The sequence below is a fragment of the Neomoorella carbonis genome, assembly GCF_045278715.1.
Taxonomy (GTDB): domain Bacteria; phylum Bacillota; class DSM-521; order Neomoorellales; family Neomoorellaceae; genus Neomoorella; species Neomoorella carbonis.
In genome coordinates this window covers 621909-646805 of record NZ_CP136420.1, presented here as the reverse complement: position 1 = coordinate 646805, position 24897 = coordinate 621909, and the positions used below count along the sequence as shown (strand labels likewise).

Here is a 24897-nt window from a genome sequence, read left to right as displayed (position 1 = left end):
GTCAGAAGCAGGAAGTGCCATCCTGTCATCTATACGGTCACATGCGTAACTCCGCTAGAACCGGCTCTATTATAGCAGAAAGCGGGCCGGGCTAAAAGCCCGGCCCGCCCCGGCAGTCCGTTTCCTAGCGCAGCTCGGTAGGGACAAAGGCATCGATTACACCGATAACTAGAGCCGCCAGTAAAGCACCAAGGATATTCACACTTAAGTAGGCGGGGACGATAAATTGAGCAAGATAGATTACAATTGCCGCGACGATAAAGCCGACAATGCCGCGACCATGGGGGGAAATCCGTTTGCCAAGGACGGCTTCTGCCAGCCAGCCCAGGATGGCTATAACCACGGCTGCAATCAGGGCACCGGTGAAACCTGCCACTCTAATGCCGGGAAGGATAAAACCTACCAGCATCAGTACCAGGGCCGAGACCACAAAGCGGACAACAGTACCCACCCAATTGTTCATAATTTATCACCTCCTTCGGGTTCGCCTATAGCATTGCCCAAAAAGGAGGTAAATTATACTTTTTTAAGGCGGGTAATGGCCGTGGCCAGGGCAGCAGCGCCGAAACCGTTGTCAATATTAACGACGCCGATGCCGGCAGCACAGCTGTTGAGCATGGTCAGCAGGGCGGCCAGTCCGCCGAAACTAGCCCCGTAGCCGATGCTTGTCGGCACGGCGATTACCGGCCGGTCTACCAGGCCGGCGACAACGCTGGCCAGGGCGCCTTCCATGCCCGCGACGACAATGACCACATCGGCCCGGCGTACCAGCTCCACCCGCCCCAGCAGGCGGTGGATGCCGGCCACGCCGACGTCGTAAATTCTCTCTACCTCATTACCCATTACCGCCGCCGTCACCGCTGCTTCTTCGGCCACGGGCAGGTCGGCCGTCCCGGCACTTAAAACCGCCACTCTACCACCGGTAGGCTTGATCTCCCCGGCAGCGACCACGATGGTCCGGGCCAGTTCGTTAAATTCAGCCGCCGGCAGGCGGGCGGCAACCTCCTGGTATACTTCCCTGGTAGTCCTGGTTACCAGGACCGTTGAACCGGCAGCCGCCAGGCGGGAAGCAATAGCCGCCACCTGTTCCTTTGTTTTCCCCTGACCGAAAATAACCTCCGGAAAGCCGTTCCTTAAAGCCCGGTGGTGATCAACCTTGGCAAAACCCAGGTCTTCTTCCTTTAATGTTTTTAAATGTCCCATGACGGTGTCCAGGTCAACCTGCCCGGCTTTATAAGCCTGCAAAAGATTTTTAAGTTGGGTCTCGGTCACTTCTCGGCCTCCTCCGGAAATAGACTTCGGCCCCAAGTAGATCTTAATGCCATCGCCCAAACTGAGCTTGAAGGTACAGTCTCCGGTTCCGGTGGTTCCCGGCTAGCAAACTTGGTACTCAGCCTTTATCTTTTTTAGTCCAAGCCTGCATTTTAATGTTTCGCGGAGCCGGCGTCAACCCCAAAAAGATTGCTTCAGTTGTTCTCTCAGGTCTAAATTATCCCCTAAAGGAATAAAATGGCTACCAGCAGGGGGGCATCAGCGTGCGTATTCACGTTATTACCCGCTGGCAGGCCAGGCTCATTCTATCGCGACTGGTAAAAATATCACTGGCATGCATGGTTATTTTTTCCTTGGCCACCGGTGCCTGGCGTCTACTGCAATCCAACCGCCAGCTATCCCTGGCAGTACCTGCTTATCCTGCTTGGTTGCCCCTGCCCCTGCTGGAAGGCGTTTTAAACGCCGGCCTGCCGACCCTGGCTTTACGCGCGGCCAGCAGCCCGCAGGATAATTCCAGTGGAGCCCTGGCGGCTGCCGTCCAGGTCCTGGCCTCACCCCTGGTAGTTTTCCCCGGCAGCTCCGGAACAACGCGCCTCTTAACCGAGGAAGAGTATGTGTTACCCCAGCCGCTCCCGGAGGAAAGTGTACCGCCAGCGCCGGCAGAAATGGAGCCCCCCGGCGCCGGCAACCCCCTGGTGGCTATATACAACACCCACAATGCGGAATCCTACCAGCCGAGTGAGGGACAGGCTAAATTTCCCGGGAAAAACGGCGGCGTCAGCCAGGTGGCGGCGGTCCTGGCCGAAACTTTAAGTAAAGACTACGGTGTCCCGGTAGTACGTTCAACTACCATCCACGATTATCCCGACTTCACCAGGTCCTATGCCAATTCCGAAAAAACCCTGAAAAGAATGCTGGCGGAAAACCCTTCCGTCCTGGTAGCCCTGGATATCCACCGTAACGCCGGCCTGCCGGCACCACCGGTAGTGGAAATCAACAACCAGAAAGTCGCCCAGGTGCTCATTATCGTAGGCAGCAATGCCCGCCTGGAACACCCCAACTGGCGCCAGAATGAAGCCTTTGCCCAGCGGGTGGCGAAAAAAATGGACGAATTTTATCCCGGTTTATGCCTGGGTGTCCGGGTCCAGGAAGGGCGCTACAACCAGCACCTCCTGCCCCGGGCCCTGCTCTTAGAAATCGGCAGCGATAATAATACCCTGGAAGAGGCGGAACGTTCCGCCCGCCTGGTCGCCAGGGTTCTGGCCACAGTTGTCGAAGAGCTGCGGCGGGAAAACCCGGCTCAATCTGGTTAAATGTTGCTTTTACCAGGTTGCCATGATAAAATAAGGCGGGAGGTGAGCTGGGATGCCCAACATTAAGTCGGCCATTAAACGCGTAGAGCTGACCCGCATTCGTACCGAGCGCAACAAGGCCGTCAAATCCCGCGTGAAAACGGCCATCAAAAAATTCCGGGCCGCCCTGGAACAGGGCGATAGTGCCGCTGCTGAAAAATTGCGCCAGGCCATTCGCACCATCGACAAAGCCGTTACCAAAGGTGTTCTCCACCCGAACACAGCCGCCCGGAAAAAATCAAGGCTGCAGCGCCTTTTCAACAAAACGTCTGCTTAAGCCTATGCTTAATTTGAGCAACATAACCCCCGCCTATACAGGGGGTTTTTAATTTAACCAGTATAAGGGAATAGTTCCAATTGCAGGCCGGTATTTTCCCCCCTTCATCATGCCATAATAAAAACAGGCTTTAAGAAGGGAGGGACTTTGATCTATGCCGGAAAAACCTGGTGCCGCCAAAGAGCGCCCGGAAAAAGAAGCCACCCGGAAGGGCCTTGCTACCGAAGGTGTCCGTGGTACCACCTATGAATTTGGTACCGAAATCGCTACCCCCGGAGCTAAAACACCTGGTACCGCCACTGGCGGAGCAGTCCGGGGAAAGGACCAGAAGCGACCCGCTGGTGAAGAGTAAAGGTGGGGGAGCGTTAATGCTCCCCTTTAATAATAGACCAGATGGCCTTTTCCAGCAGGTCGCCGGCTCCACCCTGCCCGGTCTTGATGCCGGTATCTACCTTTAATAATTCCTCCAGGGCCCGTACGACAGCAGGCAGGGAAAAATTGCCGGCCTGGGCAGCAACCTTCTGCACGACAAAGGGCCTTACTCCCAACCTGGCGGCCAGCGCGCGTTTATCCGCCGCCAGGTGATACTGGTAAATCAAGCGCAGCTGGCGGGCCAGCATAGCCAGGATACCTAAGGGGGCTTCGCCTTTTTCCAGCAGCCGGCGCAGGGAGCTAACGGCCAGGGCGGCATTGCGGTTCCCCAGAGCGTCTACTAACTGGAAAATAGTGGTTTGCGCAGCCGCGGCCGGCACCAGGGCCTCAACATCTGCCGGGGTAATGGTACCCGGCTGCCCGGTATAGGTCATTACTTTATATAACTCATTCCTGGCCAGGCGCAGGTCTCCCCCGCTGGCCTGGACCAGGGCCCGGGCTGCCGCCGGAGGTAATATATAACCCTCCTCGCGGGCCTCCCGTTGCAGCCATTTTTCCAGCTCCGCTGCCTTAAGGGGTAAAAATTCAACCACCCGGCCCGTCTGCTGGATTAGCTTGACTAGCTTTAAGCGTTTGTCGATACTGCCGTTGACTGCCAGGACCAGGCAGGTTGTCGGGGCCGGGTTTTCCAGGTAGGCCTGGAGTTCTCCCGCCCCGGCCTGCAATATTTCCGGGGCCGGATCTTTCACTACCACCAGCCGCCTGGGCGCCAGGGCCGGCAGGGTAGCGGCCAGCAGGACTATCGTTCCGGCTGTCACCTCCCTGCCGTCCAATTCCTGGTAATCAAAGGCCGCTGCTTCCGCCGGTACCAGTTTTTCCTGGAGATTTTTTAAAGCCCGTTCCAGGAGATAACTTTCGTTACCATAAAAGAGATATACCCGGGCTATCTTACCTTGTTCCAGTTCCCTGTCCAGTTCCTGCCAGTCCAAAGGAAGGTCCTCCCCGGTACGAAATCCCTATGGCAAAACGTCCCTTCATTTTAGCACTTTTCTACCGGCTTGCCCAGGTACTCCCCCACCAGGCGCATGGCACAAAAATCGCCGCACATAGAACAGGTAACGGCGGCAGCTTCGTTGCGGTTCCGGCGGTACTGCCGCGCCTTTTTGGGATCAATGGCCAGCTCCAGCTGGCGCTCCCAATCCAGGGCTTTCCGGGCGCGGGCCATCTCCCGGTCCCATTCCCAGGCCCCGGGAATACCCTTGACCAGGTCGGCAGCATGACCGGCAATGCGGGCGGCAATTACCCCTTCCCGCACATCAGCCAGGGTGGGGAGGCCCAGGTGCTCGGCCGGGGTAACATAACAGATGAAGTCCGCTCCCGCCGCTGCTGCCAGGGCACCGCCAATAGCCGCCGTTATATGATCGTAGCCCGGGGCGACATCGGTTACCAGGGGTCCGAGGACATAGAAGGGCGCTTCATGGCACAGCCTTTTCTCCAGCAGGATGTTGGCCTGCACCTGGTTCAAGGGCACATGTCCCGGTCCTTCGACCATGGCCTGAACGCCAGCTTCCCGGGCCCGGTCTACCAGTTCGCCCAGGATAATTAACTCCTGGATCTGGGCCCGGTCAGTAGCATCGGCCAGGCAGCCGGGCCGGAGGCCGTCGCCCAGGCTCAAGGTGACATCATAACGGCGGGCAATCTCCAGCAGGCGGTCGAACTGGGCATAAAGGGGATTCTCCTCCCCATGGTGCAGCATCCACCCTGTCAGGAAAGAGCCACCCCGGCTGACAATGTCAGTCAGGCGCCCCTCCCGCCGCAGGCGGTCGACCACTTCCAGGGTAACGCCGCAGTGGACGGTGATGAAGTCCACCCCATCTTCGGCCTGCTTTTCGATTACTTTAAATAAGTCCTCGGCCGTCATCTCCACCAGGGCACCGTATTTTTCCTGGGCCTCCACCGTGGCCTGGTAGATGGGCACCGTGCCGACGGCGACCGGGGAATGGGCAATAATCTGACGCCGGCACGCATCGATATCGCCGCCGGTGCTTAAGTCCATTACGGCATCAGCCCCGGCGTCCAGGGCTTCTCTAAGCTTTTCCAGTTCCGGCTCGATATCCGGGTAGGCCGTGGAAGTCCCCAGGTTGGCATTGACCTTGGTCCTTAAACCTTTGCCAATGCCGCAGGGTTCCAGGTTGCGGTGATTTTTATTGGCCGGGATCACCACCCGGCCGGCCGCCACCGCCGCCATCAGGTCTTCTACCCGGATGCCTTCCTTTGCCGCCACCTTTTCCATGGCCCGCGTTACCTGTCCCACCCGGGCCGCCTCTATTTGCGTCATTTACATTTACCCCCTTTTTAATAAAAAACACCTGCGGCAAGCAGGTGATCTTGACAAACCTTTGACCCCACTTCCCTACGCTGGTATGACCCAGATCAGGTTCCAAGGGTTAGTGCACAGTTGGCACCTCTCAGCCCTCACGGGCACCCCCGGGGTGAGTATGCAATTTTCCAGCCCTTGCCGGTGCACCCCGTAAGATAGGGTGTTGCAATAAAATATTCGCCCTTAGTTAACTATTTCCTTCTGCACGCCGTGGTTCTTTTTATCAACCAGGTTAATACCCTCCGGGGATGGTGGTATCAACCTGCCAGTGTGCCCCGTCGCTCTTGATGGTAATTGCTCCCTGCCTGTCGGTACGGTAGACGGGAACGCCCTGCTCCTGCCAGTAGCTTAAAATTTCCGGCGCCGGGTGGCCGAAATTATTCTTCTCCCCGACGGGGATCACCACCACCTGCGGGGCCACCTGTTTTAAAAACTCCCGTTCCAGGCCGTAGCGGCTGCCGTGGTGCGGCACCTTGAAAACGGTGCTGCGGACGTCTGCTCCGCTAGCCATAAGATCGGCCATGGCTGCGGTTTCGATATCGGCGCTCAGGAACAAGCTGAACTGCCGGTAAATTACCTTCAGCACCAGGGAGTTGTTATTGCTGTCAGAGTTGCTGCCGCTGATTTCCCGGCCGGGGTGCAGGACCTGGATATTGAGAGCCGGGTCCAGGGCCAGGGCGTCGCCGCGGCCGGCTTGCTGCCAGGGGATCCCCCTGGCCTGGAGTTCGGCCAGGAAGGGGCGGTAGGCGTCCAGCATGCCCCCGCGGAGGGGCGGGACCACCACCAGGGACACCGGCATTTCCCGGACCACGGCCATAAGGCCGCCGATATGATCGGCATCAGGGTGGGTGCTGATCACCACGTCCAGGCGCCGTACTCCCTGACGGTGGAGAAAAGGTACCACCACCCTTTCCCCGACGTCAAAATCGCCCTGGCCGTAGGGCCGGCCGCCGCCGTCAACCAGGATGTGCCGGCCGGCAGGGGTGGCCAGGTAAACGGCGTCCCCCTGGCCGACGTCAATAAAGGTTACCTTGAGTTCCTCCTGCCGACCCGGAGGATAAAGAAAAATCAGGAGGGTGGCCAGGGTAAGGATGGCCAGCAGGCCCAGCTCGCGGCGGTGCCACCGCCACAGAGCCTGCCAGCGGGGTTCATGGCGGCGCAGCCAGAATTCCCGCCAAAGGATTAGGGCCAGGTAATAACCGGCCACGGCCAGGGGCGAAGGTGTGGCTAGAGGTATAGTGATGCCCGGGAGGCCGGCCAGGCGTTCCAGGAAGGCCAGAAGCAGGTTTACCAGGGGTCCCAGAGCGGTAAATATCATAACTGCCGGGGCCGGGGTGATGAGGGCCAGGGTGGAGGCAGCCAGCCCCAGGGTCACAATAGCCCCTACCAGGCCGGCAGTAACAAGGTTGGCCGGAAGGCTCAAAAGGGAAACAAAGTTAAAATAATAGGCCACCAGGGGCAGGGTGGCAGCCTGGGCCGCCAGGGGGACCACCAGGCAAGCCCGCCAGGCGGGGAGCCAGGCCAGGAGGTCATCCAGCAAAGGATAAAAATAAACAATACCCCAGGCAGCGGCAAAGGAAAGCTGGAAGCCACTGTCATACAGGGAACGGGGGCGGAAGAGCAGAATCACCAGGGCCGCCAGGGCCAGGGCGGTGTAAAAATCCCGCTGTTCCCGGCGAAGATAGGCTATCAACCCCAGGCCGGCCATGATGCCGGCCCGGCTGACAGATGGGGTAAAGCCGGTAACGGCGGCATAAAAGATAAGCCCGGCAAGCCCCAGGAATACTGCCCCGCTGCGTTCAAGCCCCAGGAAGCCGGCGATGGCCATCAGTATAAGTAAAACAAGGGCCGTGTTGGATCCGCTGACGGCAAAGAAATGAAAGACTCCCAGGTTTTTGAAGGTATCGCTGTCAGTATCTGTTAACTCATTAACATCCCCGAAAAGGAGGGCCGCCAGGATCCCTGCCTGGCGCGGCGGCAGGGCGGCGGTGATTACCGTTTTTACCCTCGCTTTAGCCCCCAGGGCCAGGCGCACCAGGGGATGGCCCGGCACGGTTCCCAGCTTTACTATGGCCCGCGGGTCATTTATTAACATCCGGTTATAGATATACTGCCGCGCCAGGTAGGCGCGGTAGTCCAGCTCGCCGGGATTGCGGGCCGCCGGCGGGGCCGCCAGCTGGCCGTGGACGCGGAGGACGTCGCCGTAACGGTAAAGTTCTGGTTCCCCGCCCTCTGCCGGCCGGTAAAGAACAACCTGTACCTTTTCTTTTACCCTTTTATGGTAGTCTCCCTGCCTTATCTCCCGGGTCGCCAGGGTATAGACGACCCGGTTGGCGTAAACCCGGGGTTCCTCTATTACCGTGCCGCTAAGGTCCAGGAAAGTGCCGCGGTCGCCTGTAAGCCGGCTCTGGTGATGGCTGCTGTCCCAGGTGCTGATCAAGAGGCCCAGGGCCATAAAACCGGCCAGGAGGAATGCCTGCCATGCTGCCCGCCGCGGCGGCTGCCGGAACAGGTAAGCCAGAGTCCAAAGGATTACCGTCAGGGCAAGGAGCTGAACCGGCCCCACAGTTATTCGTGAGGCCAGCAGCAGCCCGCAGATATAGGCCAGGGTTACCCGGACCAAAGGTGCAGCAATCATAAGGCAAATTTCGCCAGGATAGGTTAAAATTCCTGCTGGCATTTATAGTTCCACAGCTTGAACTTTATGGTATACTGAAGTTCAACGAGGTAAAAAGTTCCTTGAAAGGAAGGGGATTATGAACTGGGGCGAGCAGGTAGTCGCGATACGGCAGCGGGTAAATGAACGACGGCCTTTGGTCCACCATCTTACCAATCTAGTGGTAACCAATTTGACGGCCAATGTCACCCTGGCCGTCGGTGCCTCGCCGGTCATGGCCTATGCCGGGGAAGAAGTAGTCGATATGGCCCGCCTGGCCGGGGCGGTGGTACTGAATATGGGGACCCTGACGGGGGAGGTTGTGGAAGCGATGCTCCTGGCGGGTAAAGCCGCCAACAGAGCCGGCATCCCTGTAGTTTTCGATCCTGTAGGTGCCGGCGCCACCCCTTTCCGCACCCGGACGGCGCAAAAAATTATCACGGAACTGCATATCGATATCCTGCGCGGCAATGCCTCGGAGATAGCCAGCATAGGCGGTTTCGGCGGGCAGACCAGAGGGGTAGATGCCGCGGAGGCTCCCGCCCGTGTGGCGGAAATGGCCAGGCAAGTAGCCAGGGATTTAAACACTGTGGTAGCAGTTACGGGAGCCACCGATTACATTAGTGACGGGGAACGCCTGCTGGCAGTGAACAACGGCCACCCCATGCTGACCCTCGTCACCGGAACCGGCTGCTCCGCCACCGCGATCATCGCCGCTTTCCGGGCCGTGGAGGAAGACGGCGTGACAGCCAGTGCCGCGGCCCTGGCCTACTACGGGCTGGCAGCAGAACGGGCGGCGACAGCCAGCCGGGGGCCGGCCAGCTTCCAGGTAGCCCTTCTGGATACGCTTTATAATTTAACCGGCGCAGACCTCGCCCGGGGAGTAAAAATACGCGCCTTGTAAACTAATAATCATTGTTATATAAAGTATTCAATAGTCGCCCGGGGTAGATAAGCAGCTACCATCTCTTTAAAAAACGATTCCATCTCTGTTTTTACCTTGGCGGGGTAAACGTATTTGCCGTAACCGAACTGGCCGTATTTGAAAGTGCGGTTCTCTTCATCTAAAGGTAATTCTGTCTTTGGAAATAAAGTCTCTATAGTGTTCTTCGCCTTTTTTGTGAAGCGATGGGTTATCAATTCCAGGGTCAGGTCGTTGTGTTCTGCCAATAAAGGTTGCCGGGCAATTTCTTGAAAAAGAGCACGGTACTGCTCTTGCCAGCCGTCCAGGTAAAATATGGGGGCTATAATAAAACCCGGAAGGTAACCGGCCTTTACTATTTTCAGGGCTGCTGCCAGCCGTTCTGCCAGCGGCGGCGTACCATGCTCAAAACGCTTAATTATATTTGCAGCGTTAATGCTGAAACGGAAGCGGGTATGACCCCGGTGGTCTAATCCTAAAAGGTTGGCTACATCGGTAAATTTGGTAACAACGCGCAAGCGCCCCAGGGGTTGCCTGCCCATAAATTCAATGGTACGGGCCAGATTGCCGGTATATTTTTCTACTGGAAGGGGGTCTGAAGTAGCTGCCGCTTCAAAAACCGTAACCTCTGGTTTTCTGCGCTTAATATAGTCCCCGGCCAGCTCCAGAATCTCGCTTAAATTTACATAAACTCTCTGGTAAGGCCTGCGTCCAAAATGGGTAAAAAGGTAACAGTACTCACACATGGCCGGGCAGCTGGTAGCCAGGGGCAACTGGTAGTGGGCCGAAGGTTTGCAGGTTTCTAAATGCCTGCTTCGTCTTACCCCCACCACCAGGGTTCGTTTGGCCTCCACGAAACTTTCTTGCAATGTTTTACCCGGGACGCAGGTCACCCGGTTATGGGAGGGAGTAAAGAGTATCTCCAGCCCTTCTTGACGGAAAGCATGATATAGTTTTTTACCCAGGGGATAATTGAGGGCTGCCGGTTCAAAAACAACCCGTTTGATTTCCGTGCTCGTTTTTATCACCTGCCTGGCCCTAGTCTGTCCAGTTCCAGGCGCGGTAATGAGCGGAGAATATAATATTTGTTTCAAGCCCTAGAACCCTTCATTCTCAAGGCTTCCTGGGCTCTATCTGGGTATCGGGTAAGACGGGGGAATAAATATCCAAAGCCGGGCGGCGGCCTGGCTCCTTTTTGCCCTATTAAAATCTCAATCGTTTGGTGGTCAACGGGTATGCGGCGGGTGCTGCCGGCAGTTTTAGGCGTTAAAAACCTCCTGGGGACACCTGTGTATGCCAGCCTTATCGGGGCAGCGTCCCTGGCGTTCCCTCCCTTCTCGACTTCCGGCAGGAGCCTGTTGACTTCGGCCCTCTCCAGGGCCTCCGGCGCGCCCCTGGCTTCCGGCACGCCCCTAGGGAAGTCCGGGAGTTTGGGGGCCAGGTCCTATCTCACGCACCAGGAGAGCCAGGACCACAGGGCCTTCATGCGGCGGTTGACGGTGTTGGGCTTTAATCCCTTCACGTTCCGCATCCCTGCAGAAACTGGCGGGGATATTAAAGCGCCTCACGCCTGATGAGTTCCGCCATATCACTAGCTGGCTGAAGAACGTTGTCAAGCCTAGAATACCTGAAGGTTTTAGGGAAAAGGTTGACCGCATCCTGGACGCAAGCAATCCCTTGGAGGTGGAACGGATGATTTACAACCTGGAATTGACCCTGGAAGAGATGCAGCGGCAGGCTTTGTTGAAAGGCAAGATAGAAGGAAAACTGGAAGGAAAACTGGAAGGCGAACTTGAAGGCGAACTGAAAGGCAAACGGGAAGTGGCCCGGAACCTGCTTTTGCTCAACGTTGACATTGATACTGTTATTAAAGCCACAGGGCTTGACCCGGAAGAGATAAACGCCCTGAAGAAACAATTGGAGCAATGATTTTTTTGCTGGCCGTAAATTCAGGAAAAGGCCCGCTTATCCACCGGGGCGGGCATTGTTATTAAAATTTACCAGAGCCGTGTGGCCCATGTCGGCAATTTTGTCCCCGTCTTCCCAGGAGTTTTCCAGGAAAAATCAACTCTGTATAATTTTCACCCCTCTTTGGTGGTTGCAATTTTAAAATGGCGATCAGGAAAGGCATTGTAAACCGTTAATAAAAAACTCGGGGCGGCTTCCTTTTTCCCCAGTGCCGCCGCCCGGCGATTAAATCTCTGCTGGGCTGAATTGCCGCCTCAAAGCAGAAAGTTCGCCCCTTATGCCCGGAATACGCCTGCCTTCCTTTGCCCTCCCTCTTTTCCCCGTTTCCGCCTGCTCGCAAAATGGTCACCACGACCACTTCACTGCCGCGGTAGCGCACCACGGTGTCGTCCCCGACGAATTCGCTGTCGTCGGCAGCGACCGGCTGTTCGGTGAAATGTACGTATAAGACGTCTCCTGCCGGGTCGTAGGATACCCGTAAGAGGGGGAGGCCGGAACCTACGACCGTTTGCGAAACCGCCTCGGCCAACTTAATATAGCTCATTGCTTCGGTCATACGATCACCCTACTTGCTTCGCAAACCACTTGCAAATCACTTGCTAACGGACTGTTGCCGAAGCCTTGAAATTACTAGGTTTTCATCTGGACTATTTTGAACTTCCTTCTTTTGTTAAATCCCTCCGGCCTTGATTTTACTGGGTTTTTGAATGTTTTATTGCTAAGGAGTAAATACTGATAATACATTGTCCACAAGGGAACTGAGCGTCAGATGGGAATTAGAAAAGCCGGAAATACCGATCTCTGGAAAGCAGCCCTTGGTTCGGCGGGCCTGACCTTTTTGGGGCTGTGGCTTTTAAGCCGTCCCCTGTTGAACCGCCTGCACGATTCTTTCCTTAAAACACTGTTAACCGACCCCTATGAGGAGAATTTCTGGGAGTTTGTCTCGGCCGCCGCCCGTACCGGTCTCCAGAAAATTGTGGAATCAAATCTGCGTGCCCAGCAGGGGAAGCTCATCCACCGTCCTTTCGGCAGCCCCTGGCGTTCCCCCGGTACGGATGGCCTCATTTTTAACCTGGCGCAGCTGGCCAGGCTTCCTGTTGAGGAAAACGTTCCCGTTAATACCAGGGTAACCCTGGGACCCCGGGCGGCCAGGCCCCTGAAAATAAGCATGCCCATCGTCATTTCCGGCATGGCCTACGGGACGGCTTTAAGTGAAAAAACCAAGATAGCCCTCGCCAGGGGGGCCAGCCTGGCCGGTACCGCCACCAATACCGGGGAGGGGCCTTTCTTGTCTTCCGAGAGACAGGCTGCCAGGCACCTCATCCTCCAGTACACCCGCAGCGGCTGGAATCATCACCCCGACATACTAAAACAGGCCGATATGATAGAGATCCAGTTCGGCCAGGCAGCCATCGGCGGTCTGGGACACAGCAGCAATTATGCAGAGATACCTCCCAAGGGCCGCCGCCTCCTGGGGCTCAAGCCAGGCCAGGCGGCTGTTACCCATGCCCGCATGCCCGGTATCAAAGACCCGCACAAAGACCTGCCGCGCCTGGTCACCAGGTTGCGCCGCCTGACCGGCGGTGTTCCCATCGGCGCAAAAATTGGTGCCGGCAATGACCTGGAGAAGGACCTGGCCATTCTCCTGGAAGCGGACGTCGACGTTATTGCCATCGATGGCGCCGGGGCGGCCAGCAAGGGCTCACCGCCCATCATCCAGGATGACTTTGGCGTGCCCACGGTCTACGCCGTCAACCGCGCGGCCACTTTTCTAAAAAAACAGGGGGTAAAAGACAGGGTAAGCCTCATCGCCAGCGGCGGGCTGGTTACCCCGGGCGACTTTTTAAAAATCCTGGCCCTGGGGGCCGACGCCGTATATATCGGTACTATCGCCCTTTTCGCCCTCACCCACACCCAGGTCTTGAAAGCCATGCCCTGGGAACCTCCGATCGAGGTGGTTTTTGCCCGGGGCCGCTATCAGGACCGGCTGGATGTAGACAAGGCGGCCCACAATCTGGCCAATTTTTTACGGGCGTGCAACGCCGAGATCATGGAAGGAGTGCGGGCCCTGGGCAAGAAATCCGTCCGGCAGGTCAACAAGGCCGACCTGGCTGCCCTGGACCCGGAAACGGCCAGAGCCCTGGGTATCCCCCTGGCTACCCGGGCCGCAAGCAGCTTCCTCTCCTGATATGGCCGGATAGCCGTGCGACCAGAGGGGGCTGGCTGCGGACCGGGCGGCCTTACAGGACTCAAGGGTAATCGCTAAAAACCCGGCTGCGGAAGACCTGCCGACGCTGCTGCTTAACCTGTACCAGATAGTACAACAGGAAGAAGGCCCCCAGCGCCAGGCTCAGCCGCAGCCACCAATCGCTGAGGCTAAGGGGCCGGGCCGGGATGGGCTGGCGGTTGACGATATCGACACGGCCTATTACTTCCCCACCCTGCCGGAAAACCATTTCTCCTACCCGCCTACCTGCAGGTAGAGGACCATTCAGGGAAGATAACTCCAGCTGACCGGCAGGCGGGCTGCTGTTATCGTTTTTACGGACAACAGCCAGGTCACCGGCGGCAGCCAGTTCTATCTTTTTCCCGTTACCCGAGTCAATTACGGCTACTATATCACCCTGACGGACCAGCTGAAAAGAACGGAACTCCTTAAAGCCGTAGTCCAGGAGGGCGGCCACGTCCTCCTCAGCCGCCCGGGCACTGGGCTCGTCCAGGACCACGGCAATGAAGCTCTGCCCCTGCCGGGTGGCCGAGCCTACCAGGGTAAAGCGAGCCTCGGAAGTATACCCGTTTTTGACGCCGTCGGCGCCTTCATAGTTCCACAGGAGCTTGTTCTGGTTGACCAGGGATGTTTCCCATTCCTGGCCGCGCCAGGGCCGGGTTCTGGTAGCTACTATGCGGCGAAAGGTTTCATTTTGCATGGCAGCCCGGGCAATGATGGCCAGATCCCGGGCCGTGGTATAGTGGCCGGGGTCTGGCAGGCCGCTGGGTGTAACAAAGTGGGAATTCAACGCGCCCAGGGAGGCTGCCTTTTCATTCATCAGCCGGGCGAACCCTTCCTGGGAACCGCCGTAATGTTCGGCTATAGCCAGGGCGGCGTCGTTGCCGGAGTTGAGGAGCATGGCATAAAGGAGGTTTTCCATGGTAACCTGCTCCCCTTCCACCAGGTAGACCCTGGTGCCGTCCACCCGCGGCGGGTTTGGCCCCACTGTGATCACATCATTTAAATGGCCTTTTTCCAGGGCAATCATGGCGGTGAGGATTTTCGTGGTACTGGCCGGAGCCTTGCGTTCATCGGGATTTTTCGCGAAGAGTACCTTTCCCGTAGCTCTATCCATCAGTACCGCTGCCGCTGCCGTAAGCTCGGGGGGGCCGGCTGTACTTGCTGCCAGTGCGGGTACTGCGCTAATTAAAAGGAGGAGCAAGCTGGTAATGATCAGGAGAGCAACTTTCTTTACTTTGTCTACAGGTTGCATTTATCCTGGTAAATCCCCTTTCTATGTGATCTCCATCATAGCTGCCTGGAAGCTTGTGTATTAGTATGCAGGTAACATTCTTGTAGGGGGGATCCAAAAATGAGCCTGGGACGCTGCCCCGGCCAGGACCGGCGCTACTGGAAGCCCGGCGATATTTTCGAGGAACCCTGCCCCCACTGCGGCGGGCTGATTGAGTTCTGGAAAGACGACGTCACCCTGCGCTGTCCCCACTGCCGTAAGGTGGTGACCAACCCCCGCTTTGACCCCGGGTGTGCCGCCTGGTGCTCCTACGCCAGCAAGTGCCTGGGCGAAATGGCCGCTGTATACCAGCGCCAGCCCCGGGTAATCCGCGATAGGCTGGAAGTGGAAGCACGGAAAAATCTCTTCCACCACCGGGAATTGCTCAACCTGGCCTTAAAGGCCGCCGGTTTTGCCGAAAAAATAGCCAGGGAAAAAGGTGTACAGCCACTGGTGGCCATCGCCGCCTGCCTGTTCTACGACCTGGATGCGGGCGGAGGAAAGGCAGGCAGCGCTACCCTGGCCCGGGAGATCATGACCAGGGTTGGCCTCGAACCAGCCATTATCGAACAGACGGTAAAAATTATCGCCGCCAGGGAGACCGTCCTGGACGACCCCGCCTGGCAGGTAGTCCAGGAGGCCCGGCGCCTGGCAAAAACAGAGATTGAAAGCCAGAAACCGGAGCGTCAAACTACAGCCGCTGCCATGGACAGAGGAGATATTCCAGGAAATTAAGCATCATGTACAGCACCAGCCCCATGCCGGCCATGGCCAGTATCCCGGCAAACATGGCGCTGTAATCGGCCCGGAACAGGCCGTCCAGGATAAAATAGCCCAGGCCGCTGTTGCCGGCAATAGTTTCACTTAAAAAAAGAACGGAAATGGCGCTGCCCAGGGATATGCGGCTGGCAGTAATGATCTCCGGCAAGCAGGCAGGTATTATCACCTGGCGGTAGAGACTGATTTTCCCGGCCCCCAGGGAAGCAACGGACAGCAGCAACTGGGGCGGGATTTGCCGTGCCGCGTCCCGGGTCGTAATCAAGATCTGATTGACAATGACCAGGAAAATGACCAGCATCCTGGTGGCGTCACCAAGACCTAAGAGAACCATGGCTACAGGTAAAAGGGCTACCTTGGGAACCGGGTAAAGCAGGTAGACCAGGGGCGCCAGGAAGGAATCGAAAGCCCGGTGGCGGCCGGCCAGGAGACCTAAAGGCACACCAATTATAAGGGCCAGGGCCAGGCTCCCCAGCACCCGGTAGGTGCTGATGTAAAGGTGCCGGGCCAGTTCCGGCCACCCCTCCTTAACCAGGCTCTGAAGGGCCGGCAAGGGGCCCGGCAGGCCCGGGTTGTTGATCCATACGGCCACAAACCACCAGCAGCTAAACAAAAAAAAGATAGACAAAATATAGGCCAGGGCCTGGCGGTAGCCGCGCACGGCAGCTGCACACCTCCGTATAAGATTGCCGGGCTTAAAAGGTTGCTCTTCCTTGATGAGCTTCTGGCGGCCGGCGAAGCAGGGCTGGTGAAGCCGTTTACTCCTGCAGGAGCTGGCGCACCCGGGAGCAGAGGTGATGAAAATTTTCGCTAAAGCGGTAGTCTCTGCTCCCTGCCCCCGGGTTGGCCAGAACCGCCTTTACCTGGCCCGGTGCTCCTGTCAGGACAATAATTTGCTGTCCCAGAAAAACGGCTTCCTCGATGTTATGGGTAACCAGCACGGTAGTCAGCCGGCGCTGGTTTTGTATTTCTACCAGGGTCTGCTGCAAACTTTCCCGGGTCAGGGCATCCAGGGCGGAAAAGGGCTCGTCCATCAACAGGACGTCCGGTTCCAGGGAGAGGGCCCTGGCAATGGCCACCCGTTGTTTCTGCCCCCCGCTCAGCTGGGCCGGATACCGTTTTTCCAGGCCGGCCAGCCCCAGGCCGGCCAGCAAAGGCTGCAGGCGCTCCTGTTGCTGGCGGAAGGTGAACTTCCGTAAGGCCAGGCCCAGGGCCGCGTTTTCCCACACCGTTTTCCAGGGCAGGAGACCGTAATCCTGGAGAATCACTGCCGTCCGCTGCCGCGGTTTTGTTATTCTCTCCCCGCCAATCCATATTTCCCCCCCGGCAGGCTGCAAAAGACCGGCCAGCAGGTAGAGCAGGGTCGTTTTACCACAGCCCGAAGGGCCTATGAGGACACAGGTCTGCCCCGCCGGCACGGCGAGGTTGATGTTAACCAGTGCCGGCACGGCCCTTGCACCGGTGTAATAGGTGTAATCAAGGTTGAAAACCCGGATCACTTATTCTCCCCGCCGGCAGGTACAAAGGTGGGGTCCACCAGTTCTTCGTAGCTGTACGCCGCCGGCAGCAACTTTTTAGCCACCATCCACTCCTGGACATCGGCCACTTCGGTTTTTGCCGGCAGCCGGGGTGGTGAAAATTTTGGTGATAGATACGTATCCTTGAGCTCTTCGGGAATCCTGGCCCTGGCAATAAACAGCTCGCGGTACTTATCGGCATGGCTGCTTACCAGGCCGGCTGCTTCGGCATAAACCTGTAACAGCTTCCTGATGGCGGTCCCCTTCTCCTTGATGGTTTCTTCCCGGAAGATCAGGACCACCTGGGACAGATTGCGGTCAATTTTCGTATCGTCCAGGATGACCCGGCCGCCTTTTTTCTCGGCCAGGGTGGCAAAGGGATCGGGCAGGAGGGCTGCTTCCAGCCTGCCCCCCAGGAGCAGCTGCAGGCGTTCCGGGATCTGGGGCACGGCCACCTTCTGCACGCTGCCGGGTTCTACCCCCGCGCCCTGCAGGAGCCTGTCGGCAACATATTCAATGATGGTATTTTCCGAAATGCCCACGGTTGCTCCCTTGAGCTGTTCCGGGCGGCTGACAGCGGAGCCCGGCCGGGCGACCAGGGCGAAGCGTCCTTCGGACGGTGTCGCCCCCATGGTCAGGGAAACGATTTTGACCGGCGTCCCGCCTTTGCGCAGGAGGGCCGTCGCCACAATGTCCGCCACTTCCCCGTCAATGCTTTTAGCCTGCAGGGCCAGGTCGCGGTCCCGGGCGCTGTTGAAGGGTACTAACTCGACCTTCAGCCCGGCCCTGGCAAAAAGGCCTTCCTGCTCGGCGACAAAAAAGGGGAAGTTGTCTTCCACCGGGATCAGGCCCAGCTTCAGGCTCTCCTCTCCCTTGTCCTTACCTCCCGGCGCCCTGCAGCCGGCTGCCATTAAAACCAGAAACAGGATAAGCAAAAAGAAGATTAAGCGTTTCCAGCCCATTTTTTCACTCCTTTTTCCAGTTCCCCCTTTAACGCCAGGTTAACGCCAGAAAGGTAAAAACAAACATGAGTACGCTTAAATAGCCATTCAAGTTTAAAAAGGCCAGGTTTAAGCGCGACAGGTCTTCCGGAGAAACTATGCGGTGCTCATAGATTAAGATAGCCGCCGCCAGCAATACCCCCAGGAAATAGATTAAGCCCAGGTGCAGGAGCAAGCCCACCAGGGCGAGCATCAGGATGGCGAAGGCGTGCAGGCAGCGGGCGATGATCAGGGCCCGGGCCTTGCCAAAACGGGCCGGTATAGAGTGAATGCCATACTGCCGGTCAAAATCGTAATCCTGGCAGGCGTAGATAATATCAAACCCCGCCACCCAGCTCCCCATGCCCAGGCCCAGGACTACGGCCGGCAGGTCGACAGCCGCCCGCACGGCCACCCACGCTCCCACGGGGGCCAGGGCATCGGCCAGACCCAGGACCAGATGGCAGGCCCAGGTCCAGCGTTTAGTATAGGAATAAATCACCAGGACAAATACGGCAATGGGCAGCAGCTGCACACAGAGCCGGTTGAGCCGCATGGCGGCATACAATAAAAGGCCCAAGGAAAGAAGGGTATACAGCCACACTTCCGCTACGGACAAAAGCCCCCGGGGCAGGGCCCGTCCGGCCGTGCGCGGGTTCAAGGCATCAATATGGCGGTCAATGAGGCGGTTTAACGACATGGCCGCCGTCCGCGCCCCGATCATGGCCAGGGTAATCCAGCCGAGCTGGGCCGGGGCCGGCCAGCCGCCGGCCGCCAGGAAAGCCCCCAGGTATGCAAAGGGGAGGGCAAAAATGGTATGCTCGAACTTGATCATTTCCAGGAAGATTTTCAGCTTACGGCAGGCCATATTCATGCCACTTCCTGTCAATTAGTTCCAGAATTTCCCGGCTCATGCGCGCTTCCCGGGGCCAGGGCCGCGGGTACCCTTCTTCCGGCAGCTTCCGGGTGGCATCCAGGCCCATCTTGCTGCCGTAACCTGTATAGGCGGAGGCATGATCGAGGATGTCCACCGGCCCGTCCACGATTACCGTATCCCGCCGGGGTTCAATGTTGCCCAGGACACGCCAGCGCACTTCTTGAAGATCATGCACATTCACGTCGTCGTCAACGACGATAATCAGCCGGGTAAACATCATCTGTCCCATACCCCAGAGGGCGTGCATGACTTTGCGCGCCTGGCCGGGGTAACTTTTGCGGATGGAGACGATAATACAGTTGTGGAATACCCCCTCGACCGGAAAATTAATGTCGACAACCTCCGGCAGCTGGAGCTGGATCAGGGGCAAAAAGAGGCGTTCCGTTACCTTGCCTAGATAGACATCCTCCATGGGCGGCGGCCCCACCACCGTGGCCGGATAAACGGCGCGGCGCCGCATTGTCAGGCAGGTAAGATGGAAAACCGGGTAATAGTCGGCCGGCGAGTAATAGCCCGTATGGTCGCCGAAGGGGCCTTCCAGCCGCCTTTCATGGGCGTCCACATAACCTTCCAGGATGATTTCCGCCCGTGCCGGCACTTCGACATTCACCGTTAAGGCCGGTACCATCTCCACCGGTTCCCGGCGTAAGAACCCGGCGAAAAGCATTTCATCAAATCCCGGCGGCAGGGGTGCAGTCGCGGCATAAATCACGGCCGGGTCGGCCCCCAGGGCTACGGCTACTTCCAGGCGGCCTTTGCTTTTGCGCAGGTGTTCCGCCCCGTCTTTATGGAGTTGCCAGTGCATGCCGGTGGTGCGGTCATCGAATACCTGCATGCGGTACATGCCTACATTGCGGCGGCCGGTGACCGGGTCGTGGGTGAAAACCAGGGGCAGGGTAATAAAGCGGCCGCCATCTTCCGGCCACAGCTGCAGCACCGGTAGTTCCGCCAGGGAAGGAGGATCAACCCGTACCTCCTGGCAGGGGGCGGTTTTGACCCGGCGCGGAAGATAACGGCCCAGCTCGGCCAGGCGCGGCAGGCTTTTCAATTTCTCCAGCCAGCCGCCGGCCTTTCCAGGTAAATCGAGTAAAGCCCTCAATCTCGCAGCCGGTTCTTCCAGGTCGGCGATCTGCAGGGCCGCTTTCACCAGCTCCTCACTACCGAAAAGATTGGTGGCTACAGGTAAAGGTGAGCCCTTCACCCGTTCAAAGAGCAGAGCCGGCCCCCCTTTTTTCACTACCCGGTCGGTTATGGCGGCAATTTCCAGCACCGGGTCGACTTCTACCTTCACCCGGTGGAGCAGTCCTTTTTGTTCCAGGCAGGCAAGATAAGCCTGCAGATCCTCATGGGGCAACTCCTTATCACTTCCCTCTTTGCTGCAATCTGGCCAGGATGCGGTGGTTCTCCTGAACCTTCTGGGTGATATCTTTGGCCGACTGGGAAGTCCGGGCCGCCAGGTCCCTTACCGCCTGGGCCACCACCGAGAAGGTGCGGCCGTGCTCCCCGGCGCGGGCCGCTTCAATGGAGGCATTGAGGGATAAAATTTTCGTCTGCTCGGCAATATCGCCGATAATCCTGGCTACGGCCGCGATTTCATCATGGAAACGGGTCAGGTGCTGGAGCTGGTCGAGAATATAGTTTTCAATGGCCAGCTGCATGTCAAAGACAATCCTTTTGGTGAAGGCCTCCAGCAGGCGCAGGGCCAGTTCAGGATCCCCGCCATGGTAGTGCCAGATGATGCGGCGGATTTCACTTAGGTATATGCGGTAGGCCCCCAGATACCACCTGGGGTAGAGGCCAACTTCCTGGTGCTTCTTACCAATGCGCAGGCGCCAGGATATATATTCTTCATCTATGTCCGGGGAAGTAAGGCTGATAAAATAAGCTTTCTGGGTCTTTGATAGTCGTTCTATCGTACTGTTGTTTTTAATTAAAGCATCCAGGTAAGGATACTGAACAAGCTGGTCGTAAAAGGTTTTAACTACTGTGTCGGCTTCTTGAACAAAAATATCTTTCTGCCCGTGCATAAGGGCCAGCTCCGCCTCGCCGATACCCAAAAAACGCAATTGCTCGGCATAGGTAGCCGCAATGGCCATATTTCCACCCCCGCATTCTCCTGATGAAACATATTTCGCTTTTGAAAGCCATATTCCTTCTCCATAGAATTGACTGGCCGAAAGATATGTGCTTTAATGACAAAAAAAAGCGGTAATTCGCCAGGGAGGAAGAATTATGGATAAAGAAAAAATCCGCCAGGCGGTAAGGATGCTCATTGAGGCTGTAGGTGAAGACCCGGAGCGGGAGGGTTTAAGGGAGACGCCGCGCCGCATCGCCGATATGTATGCCGAGATTTTCGCCGGTATCAACCGCGACCCGGGGGAAGAACTGACGGTCGTCTTCGATGAGCACCATGAAGAAATGGTGCTGGTCAGGGATATCCCCCTCTATTCCGTCTGCGAACACCATTTTCTCCCCTTCCTGGGGAAGGCCCATGTGGCCTATGTACCGCGGGGTAAGATTACGGGTCTTTCCAAGCTGGCAAGGGTGGTGGACATCGCCTCCCGGCGGCCCCAGGTCCAGGAGCGTTTAACGTCACAAATCGCCGATATTATCATGGAGAAGCTCGATCCCTACGGGGTGGTAGTGGTCATCGAAGCCGAGCATTTATGCATGAGCATGCGCGGGATTAAAAAGCCCGGGCACCTGACCATCACCTCCGCCGTCCGCGGTCTTTTCCGCCGTGACCAGGCCGCCCGGGCCGAAGCCATGGCGCTGATCCGGGGCAAGTGACCGGCTGAAACTGTCACCATGGAGGGCTTTATGGGCAAAGATAAAATAATCCTGGACGGGCTGGAATTCTACGCCTTCCACGGCTGCCACCCAGCCGAGGCAGAGCTCGGCCAGACCTTCATCGTCGATGTCGAACTCTTCCTGGACCTGGCCCAAGCCGGGCAGTATGATGACCTGCAGGCCACTGTTAATTACGATGCGGTATACCGCCTGATCCGGGAAACCGTCACCAAGCAACGCTTTAAGCTCCTGGAAGCCCTGGCAGAGGCTGTAGCGCAAAACATCCTCACCTGTTTCCCGGTGGACGAAGTGCTGGTGCGGGTAAAAAAACCTCGGGCGCCTCTACCCGGGACCTTCAATTACGCCGCCGTGGAAATCCGGCGCCGCCGGCAAGGTTCCTAGCCTTCCAGACAGGCCACCTTTCTGGGTTCGCTCCCCTCATGGCGGGCGCAAGTTAGGCCCGATTTTAACAGGGGAAGCAGCTCCTCCCTGGCTTCTTCCAGGGTTAGAGGTAAGTTTACGGGTATCCCCTCCCGGGAAAGATGGGCAAAGAGTTCCACCAGGAGGGGCGGTTCCAGGTTGGCCTGCCGTAAGATATCCGGCCGGGCAAAGACCTCCCGCGGACTGCCCTGCAACAGGATCATGCCCTCGCTGATTACATATATCCGGTCGGCAACCAGCGGCACCAGGTTGATATCATGGTTGGTCATCACTATGGTGGTGCCGAACCGGTGGTTAAATTGCTCCAGCAGCCGAATCATTTCCCTTTTCGACCGGGGATCCAGGCCGTCGAAGGGCTCGTCCAGGAGGAGCAGTTCGGGCCGCATGACCATGGCCCCCGCCAGGGCTACTTTCTTTTTTTCACCCCCGCTCAGGTAATGGGGGATTTTATCTTTCAGGTGATAAAGGTCCATGGCCCGGAGGATGTCCTCCACCAGTTCCTTAACCTCCCTGGTACTAAGGCCGGTGTTCCGGGGGGCCATGGCGATGTCGTCCCAGACTGTAGGCCCGATAATCTGTTCATCTACGTTCTGGAAGACCACCCCCACCCGCCGCCTCAAGGAAGCAAACTCCCTGACCGGGTCCACCCCCAGGACGCGGACCTCGCCTTCAACGGGTTTAAGCAGGCCGGTAAGGTGAGCCAGAAGGGTAGTCTTCCCCGAGCCGTTAGGACCAAGAATCATTACTCTCTCCCCGGCCCGAACCACAAAATCCAGCCCGCAGAGTCTTACCTCCGTTTTGTCCGGGTAGACATGGCGCAGGCATCTAACCCTCACCACTTCCGTCATAGCATCACCACCCATAGCAGGACTGCCAGCCCGGCCAGCAAGGGGCCCACGTCATACGGGGCAGGCTGGTACCATTTACCTTCATAAAAACTCCCCGGCCGGTAGCCCCGCAAGGCCAGCACCTGATACATCCGTTCGCTGGTATCCAGGGAATGGATCAGCAGCACTCCCAGGGCGGCGGCCGCACTGCGCAGGTTGACCAATAATTTGAGGGGGTTATAGCCGCCCTTAACCTTCAGGGCCGTCACGAAATTAGCAAGCCGGTCTAAGAGAATAAAAAAGGAGCGGTAGGTCAAAAAGATGGCGTCGGCGATGAGCGGCGGCAGCCATCCCCGCAAACAGGTAAAAATAGCCGGAGCGCCGGTAGTGGTTAACAACAGGACCATGGCCGTGGCAGCAGTGACTGCTTTAAGGCTCACCAGGGCCGGCCCCGTCCAGCCGTTGCCCGGCAGGCTCATGGCAAAAACTCCGGCCAGAAAGGCCGGGTAGAACAGCAGGTGTACGAAACGGCGCAGGGGGATGCCGGCCGTAATCAGCAGGGTCAGTAGCAAAACCAGAGTTAAGACAAGGGGTAAAAGCTTTCTGCTCAGGACCACGGCAGCAATTACCGCGATGGTAAAAAGTATCTTGGCCGGAGCCGAGGCCCGGTGCCAGTAACTATGACCCCGGAAAGCCAGGTAGTCAATATCCGCCAGGTGCATCTTTTTGCCCTCTCTCGAAAAGTCTATTCTGCAGCCGCCGGTGGAGCCGGGCCGTCGATTAAACCGGGTCTTACCTTCAATAAGTAACCTGTGATCATGGCCGTTACCGCCGCCTCAACAATTATACCTGCCAGGCTGATGGGCAGGGCGATCCGGGCCAGGCGCGCCAGGGATATCCCGGCTCCTTCATGGTGCGATTCATGCCCGGCCGCGGCTATATCCAGTCCGCCGGCTTCTATTACCTGTTCTTCATGATGGTCTTCGTAGAAAACCAGGGCCGGGTCTATGTGGGTAAGGCCTAGCGTAGCAAACATCAGAGCAAGGGAAAAGACCAGGGCCAGGGCAGTGGCGACCGCTGCCGCCGTTGCCGGGCGCAGCCGCCGCCTTAATGCGAAGAAAAAGTAATAGCCCATTACCGCCTCGCTGCCCACCACCAGGGTATTCAGGCCTGCGACGGTAATGCCGCCGTGGCCCGTAAGGGCCAGGATAAAGTTGACTATAAATACCGCCACCAGGCCCAGCCAGGGTCCAAGGAGAATGCCCGCCAGGACCGTTAGATTCAGGTGCACCGGGAGTAAACCCAGGGGTACGCTCATGGCCAGGAGCATAAAGGCGCTGACCAATCCCAGGCGGGGTAGTTTCTTCCTGAGGTCTTCCCTGCCGGTTTGCCTGACAGCCAGGGCTAAAGCAAGGGCCGTAACGGCATAACCCAAGACCAGCCAGGCAGGAGCGATGACCCCGTCGGGAATATGGATGTGACTCATGGTTTTAAGACCCTCCTTGGCACTGTTCACAGTCCAGGCAGTAGCCGTAGGCTTCAAACTGGTGCCCGGTTACCAGGAAGCGGTGCTTCCGGGCCAGGCTCTCATCCAGCTGCACCGGGCAGGAAGAAAGTTCTATGACCCGGCCGCACCTGCGGCAAAAGAGGTGATGGTGATGTTCCGCCCGGGCTTCAAAGCGGGCGCGGCCGTCGCCGAAATCGACCCGGCCAATAAGTTTTAAGTCGGCTAACAGGTTCAGGTTGCGGTAAACCGTGGCCAGATTCAGCTCCGGGCACGTCATCTGTACCCGCTGATGCACCTCTTCGGCGGTAAGGTGATCTCCGGGTGTGGCCAGGGCCTCCAGTATTGCCTTACGCTGCCTGGTCAGCTTGTAGCCGCTGCCGGCAAGGGTTTCCTCGAGATTATTCCTCCCAGTCATGAATGCA

At 57.7% G+C, this 24897-nt stretch carries 28 protein-coding genes and 1 riboswitch; of the genes, 10 read left to right on the top strand and 18 right to left on the bottom strand.

What is annotated here, in order from left to right; translation table 11 throughout:
• Positions 1-124: 124 nt before the first annotated feature.
• Complete coding sequence (locus MCACP_RS03220; protein ID WP_406677951.1) at positions 125-463, bottom strand: phage holin family protein; 339 nt, start codon at positions 461-463, stop codon at positions 125-127.
• Positions 464-516: 53 nt separating this feature from the next.
• Complete coding sequence (gene larB, locus MCACP_RS03215; protein WP_406677950.1) at positions 517-1272, bottom strand: nickel pincer cofactor biosynthesis protein LarB; 756 nt, start codon at positions 1270-1272, stop codon at positions 517-519.
• Between the two features lie 263 nt (positions 1273-1535).
• On the opposite strand from larB, the gene spoIIP reads away from it, so the two are divergent.
• From spoIIP to MCACP_RS03200, 3 genes are all read left to right on the top strand, one after another.
• The gene (gene spoIIP, locus MCACP_RS03210) at positions 1536-2585 is read left to right on the top strand and encodes a stage II sporulation protein P (protein WP_406677949.1); all 1050 of its coding nucleotides are present in this window, start codon (positions 1536-1538) and stop codon (positions 2583-2585) included.
• Positions 2586-2637: 52 nt separating this feature from the next.
• Positions 2638-2901, top strand: coding sequence for a 30S ribosomal protein S20 (gene rpsT, locus MCACP_RS03205; protein WP_406677948.1), 264 nt, complete (start codon positions 2638-2640; stop codon positions 2899-2901).
• A gap of 154 nt (positions 2902-3055) precedes the next feature.
• Positions 3056-3253, top strand: coding sequence for a hypothetical protein (locus MCACP_RS03200; protein WP_406677947.1), 198 nt, complete (start codon positions 3056-3058; stop codon positions 3251-3253).
• A 13-nt stretch (positions 3254-3266) separates the two neighbouring features.
• Here the strand turns inward: MCACP_RS03200 and holA are convergent, their stop codons facing one another.
• The 3 genes from holA to MCACP_RS03185 form a co-directional block, all read right to left on the bottom strand.
• Entirely contained in the window at positions 3267-4262 is a 996-nt protein-coding gene (holA, locus tag MCACP_RS03195) for a DNA polymerase III subunit delta (RefSeq protein ID WP_406677946.1), read from the bottom strand.
• Positions 4263-4312: 50 nt separating this feature from the next.
• Positions 4313-5611, bottom strand: a complete 1299-nt coding sequence (gene thiC / locus MCACP_RS03190) for a phosphomethylpyrimidine synthase ThiC (RefSeq protein ID WP_406677945.1) — start codon at positions 5609-5611, stop codon at positions 4313-4315.
• 55 nt (positions 5612-5666) lie between these two features.
• A riboswitch (TPP riboswitch) is annotated at positions 5667-5772 on the bottom strand.
• 113 nt (positions 5773-5885) lie between these two features.
• Positions 5886-8291 (bottom strand): DNA internalization-related competence protein ComEC/Rec2, encoded by a 2406-nt coding sequence (locus MCACP_RS03185; protein WP_406677944.1) that lies wholly within the window; start codon positions 8289-8291, stop codon positions 5886-5888.
• Positions 8292-8409: 118 nt separating this feature from the next.
• Here MCACP_RS03185 and thiM point away from each other — a divergent pair, with 118 nt between their 5' ends.
• Positions 8410-9213, top strand: coding sequence for a hydroxyethylthiazole kinase (gene thiM / locus MCACP_RS03180; protein ID WP_406677943.1), 804 nt, complete (start codon positions 8410-8412; stop codon positions 9211-9213).
• A 14-nt stretch (positions 9214-9227) separates the two neighbouring features.
• Here thiM and splB read toward each other — a convergent pair whose 3' ends face one another.
• Entirely contained in the window at positions 9228-10259 is a 1032-nt protein-coding gene (gene splB, locus MCACP_RS03175; protein WP_406677942.1) for a spore photoproduct lyase, read from the bottom strand.
• Positions 10260-10466: 207 nt separating this feature from the next.
• On the opposite strand from splB, the gene MCACP_RS03170 reads away from it, so the two are divergent.
• Positions 10467-10805: a hypothetical protein gene (locus MCACP_RS03170; protein WP_406677941.1), complete on the top strand. Its 339-nt coding sequence runs from the start codon at positions 10467-10469 to the stop codon at positions 10803-10805.
• A gap of 118 nt (positions 10806-10923) precedes the next feature.
• Positions 10924-11160, top strand: coding sequence for a hypothetical protein (locus MCACP_RS03165; RefSeq protein ID WP_406677939.1), 237 nt, complete (start codon positions 10924-10926; stop codon positions 11158-11160).
• A gap of 211 nt (positions 11161-11371) precedes the next feature.
• Here the strand turns inward: MCACP_RS03165 and MCACP_RS03160 are convergent, their stop codons facing one another.
• On the bottom strand, positions 11372-11755 hold the full coding sequence (locus MCACP_RS03160; protein ID WP_406677938.1) for a DUF2283 domain-containing protein: 384 nt from the start codon (positions 11753-11755) through the stop codon (positions 11372-11374).
• A gap of 213 nt (positions 11756-11968) precedes the next feature.
• Here MCACP_RS03160 and MCACP_RS03155 point away from each other — a divergent pair, with 213 nt between their 5' ends.
• Entirely contained in the window at positions 11969-13387 is a 1419-nt protein-coding gene (locus MCACP_RS03155) for an FMN-binding glutamate synthase family protein (protein ID WP_406677937.1), read from the top strand.
• Positions 13388-13448: 61 nt separating this feature from the next.
• Here the strand turns inward: MCACP_RS03155 and MCACP_RS03150 are convergent, their stop codons facing one another.
• Positions 13449-14681 carry a D-alanyl-D-alanine carboxypeptidase family protein gene (locus MCACP_RS03150; protein WP_406677936.1) on the bottom strand — a complete coding sequence of 411 codons (1233 nt, stop codon included), beginning with the start codon at positions 14679-14681 and terminating at the stop codon, positions 13449-13451.
• A 99-nt stretch (positions 14682-14780) separates the two neighbouring features.
• On the opposite strand from MCACP_RS03150, the gene MCACP_RS03145 reads away from it, so the two are divergent.
• Entirely contained in the window at positions 14781-15434 is a 654-nt protein-coding gene (locus MCACP_RS03145) for a hypothetical protein (protein ID WP_406677935.1), read from the top strand.
• On the opposite strand, the gene MCACP_RS03140 is transcribed toward MCACP_RS03145, so the two are convergent.
• From MCACP_RS03140 to MCACP_RS03115, 6 genes are all read right to left on the bottom strand, one after another.
• Positions 15391-16137: an ABC transporter permease gene (locus MCACP_RS03140; RefSeq protein WP_406677934.1), complete on the bottom strand. Its 747-nt coding sequence runs from the start codon at positions 16135-16137 to the stop codon at positions 15391-15393. The genes MCACP_RS03145 and MCACP_RS03140 overlap by 44 nt on opposite strands.
• 97 nt (positions 16138-16234) lie before the next feature.
• Positions 16235-16975, bottom strand: a complete 741-nt coding sequence (locus MCACP_RS03135) for an ABC transporter ATP-binding protein (protein ID WP_406677933.1) — start codon at positions 16973-16975, stop codon at positions 16235-16237.
• On the bottom strand, positions 16972-17955 hold the full coding sequence (locus MCACP_RS03130; protein ID WP_406677932.1) for an ABC transporter substrate-binding protein: 984 nt from the start codon (positions 17953-17955) through the stop codon (positions 16972-16974). The genes MCACP_RS03135 and MCACP_RS03130 overlap by 4 nt, the downstream gene beginning before the upstream one ends.
• A 28-nt stretch (positions 17956-17983) precedes the next feature.
• Positions 17984-18841, bottom strand: coding sequence for a UbiA-like polyprenyltransferase (locus tag MCACP_RS03125; RefSeq protein WP_406678668.1), 858 nt, complete (start codon positions 18839-18841; stop codon positions 17984-17986).
• Positions 18828-20264, bottom strand: a complete 1437-nt coding sequence (locus MCACP_RS03120; RefSeq protein WP_406677931.1) for a menaquinone biosynthesis decarboxylase — start codon at positions 20262-20264, stop codon at positions 18828-18830. The genes MCACP_RS03125 and MCACP_RS03120 overlap by 14 nt, the downstream gene beginning before the upstream one ends.
• 7 nt (positions 20265-20271) lie before the next feature.
• Positions 20272-21006, bottom strand: a complete 735-nt coding sequence (locus MCACP_RS03115) for a protoglobin domain-containing protein (RefSeq protein ID WP_406677930.1) — start codon at positions 21004-21006, stop codon at positions 20272-20274.
• Between the two features lie 136 nt (positions 21007-21142).
• Between MCACP_RS03115 and folE the strand changes: the two genes are divergently transcribed.
• On the top strand, positions 21143-21700 hold the full coding sequence (gene folE, locus MCACP_RS03110; protein ID WP_406677929.1) for a GTP cyclohydrolase I FolE: 558 nt from the start codon (positions 21143-21145) through the stop codon (positions 21698-21700).
• Positions 21701-21730: 30 nt separating this feature from the next.
• Positions 21731-22102, top strand: coding sequence for a dihydroneopterin aldolase (gene folB / locus MCACP_RS03105; protein WP_406677928.1), 372 nt, complete (start codon positions 21731-21733; stop codon positions 22100-22102).
• Here folB and MCACP_RS03100 read toward each other — a convergent pair.
• The 4 genes from MCACP_RS03100 to MCACP_RS03085 are packed head-to-tail and all read right to left on the bottom strand — an operon-like array spanning position 22099 to position 24890.
• Positions 22099-22989, bottom strand: coding sequence for an energy-coupling factor ABC transporter ATP-binding protein (locus MCACP_RS03100; protein WP_406677927.1), 891 nt, complete (start codon positions 22987-22989; stop codon positions 22099-22101). The genes folB and MCACP_RS03100 overlap by 4 nt on opposite strands.
• On the bottom strand, positions 22986-23690 hold the full coding sequence (locus tag MCACP_RS03095; protein ID WP_406677926.1) for an energy-coupling factor transporter transmembrane component T family protein: 705 nt from the start codon (positions 23688-23690) through the stop codon (positions 22986-22988). Before MCACP_RS03095 ends, MCACP_RS03100 begins: the two co-directional genes overlap by 4 nt.
• A gap of 23 nt (positions 23691-23713) precedes the next feature.
• Positions 23714-24454: an energy-coupling factor ABC transporter permease gene (locus MCACP_RS03090; RefSeq protein WP_406677925.1), complete on the bottom strand. Its 741-nt coding sequence runs from the start codon at positions 24452-24454 to the stop codon at positions 23714-23716.
• 4 nt (positions 24455-24458) lie between these two features.
• The gene (locus MCACP_RS03085) at positions 24459-24890 is read right to left on the bottom strand and encodes a Fur family transcriptional regulator (RefSeq protein WP_406677924.1); all 432 of its coding nucleotides are present in this window, start codon (positions 24888-24890) and stop codon (positions 24459-24461) included.
• Between the last annotated feature and the right edge of the window lie 7 nt (positions 24891-24897).